The following is a 1,712-nucleotide window of genomic DNA, read 5'->3' on the forward strand; positions in this document are numbered from 1 at the left end:
CTATGCGACCGGCCCGTTTTGTTGTGCGCTCACCCTTGTATCGCTGGACATTACGAGTCAGTCTCACTATGTTGAACCCGAATCAACTGCCCCGGCAGTCGAAATCATCTTGCGTTTTCGTTCGCCGATCGGCTGAGAGTCGCGCCGATCCGGTGACGACCAGCTTCTCGATCCACCTCCCGGCAGGGCGCATCTGTCCTGTTGCCAGCGGTGCCTGTCCTGCGTGACACACCCCAGCTGGGTCCGGGCGCAACACAGATATCGACCTCGATGGTCGAGGTCGGATTTGCGTATACCTCGAGGGGAAGAATGAGCGAGAACCGCACCAACCGCGGGCGTCGCGGCGCGTGGAGCGCGGGCGCCGCAGTGGCCGTGACGATCGGCCTGTTGTCGGCCGGTGCTGCCAACGCGGACACCTTCGTACCACTGCCGGACGGCCAGAAGCTGGGCCCCGGTGTCACTTTGAGTCGCACCGGCGAGCATGCCGTGGTATCCCCGTCGCTGGCCGCCAACGGTGCTGGTCGTGTCGTGTGGGTGTCGGGCAATGCCCGCGCCGATGTGCAGGTCACGCCGGAGGGCGAGGTCGGGCCGTACAACGGACCGACGAACCGTTCCGGTTCCAATAATTCTTCGACGCATGGTGCCTCGCAGCTGAATACGGGTTACATGGTGGGTTGCCAGGTGAGCATCGGTGACGACGCGATCGCTGCCGGATTGGCCGGTGGAGTATCGACCCTCGGCGCCTCCGCCGGTGGTGCGATCGGCCTTCATCTCGGCCCTGGTCAGGTCGCCTTCGTGCAGATCGACGCCAAGGACATTCTGAAGCCCGGCGTCTATTCGGTGGAATACCAGGACGCGGAGATAGATATCCAGGGTTGCGCGGGCTACGCACAGGCCCGGTCCTACTCGGTGGTCGAGATCATCGGTGACCACTACTCCAAGACCACGCTGTACGGAGCGCCGTTCAGCATCGGCTGATCATCGGCCGAATCGAAACTCTTTCTCGTTCACACGAATTCACCCTCGAGGGGTCACTGTGATGATCAACCGTAAGAGCATGGCGCGCGTAGCCGGATTCACGGCGGCGACGACCGTGGCATTGGGTTTGCTGTCCACGGGTGCGGCGAACGCCGACACCTTCGTTCCGCTGCCGGGCGGCCACATCACCAAGACGCTGTCCGACGGCACTGTCGTGGACATCAGCCTGGTCGGCGAGTCCGCCAATATCAATCCGTCCATGGGGTCCACCCCGGCGCATCGCAACGCCTGGGTTTCCGGTAGCGCGCAGGTCTCGGTGTCCGGTGACGGCGGTGGCAAGATCTTCCCCGGTTACACCGTGGGTTGCCAGGTCAACATCGCCGGCGGTGATGCGCTCGGAGACAGTGGAGCCGAGGTGGTGGAGGGCGTGGGCTTCGGCGAGGTGAACACCGGCGGCGAGCTCACCGTCGGACCCGGCCAGGCGAAGTCCTTCTACGTTCTCGATCTCGAAATGCCCGACGACTACGGCAACGAATCCCACAAGACCCGCAATGCCTTCAAGGGTGGGTCGGGCTCGGTGACCTGGGCCGACGAGACCATCGGCCTGTCCGGCTGTGGTGGTTACGCCCAGGCTCGTTCCTTCGTGAGCGTCGAGGTGGAGACCGACAACGTCATCAGCTGGGTGACCCTCTGGGGCGCGCCGTTCAGCCTCGGCTGAGCGAACACGACAACGA

2 protein-coding genes are annotated in these 1,712 nt (G+C 63.9%); both read left to right on the forward strand.

Going from position 1 to position 1,712, the window contains the following annotated elements; genetic code table 11:
- Window positions 1-309: 309 nt before the first annotated feature.
- Window positions 310-978 carry an MspA family porin gene (locus ACFWF3_RS34910; protein ID WP_378993259.1) on the forward strand — a complete coding sequence of 223 codons (669 nt, stop codon included), beginning with the start codon at window positions 310-312 and terminating at the stop codon, window positions 976-978.
- A gap of 61 nt (window positions 979-1,039) precedes the next feature.
- On the forward strand, window positions 1,040-1,696 hold the full coding sequence (locus ACFWF3_RS34915) for an MspA family porin (RefSeq protein WP_379318356.1): 657 nt from the start codon (window positions 1,040-1,042) through the stop codon (window positions 1,694-1,696).
- The last annotated feature ends 16 nt before the right edge of the window (window positions 1,697-1,712 follow it).

This window comes from Nocardia sp. NPDC060220 (genome assembly GCF_042727815.1).
In the GTDB taxonomy this organism is placed as follows: Bacteria; Actinomycetota; Actinomycetes; order Mycobacteriales; family Mycobacteriaceae; genus Nocardia.

Bases quoted from the DNA above. Each gene is read 5' to 3' on its own strand.
- ACFWF3_RS34915 (WP_379318356.1), top strand. From the start codon at position 1,040: ATGATCAACCGTAAGAGCATGGCGCGCGTAGCCGGATTCACGGCGGCG.
- ACFWF3_RS34910 (WP_378993259.1), top strand. From the start codon at position 310: ATGAGCGAGAACCGCACCAACCGCGGGCGTCGCGGCGCGTGGAGCGCG.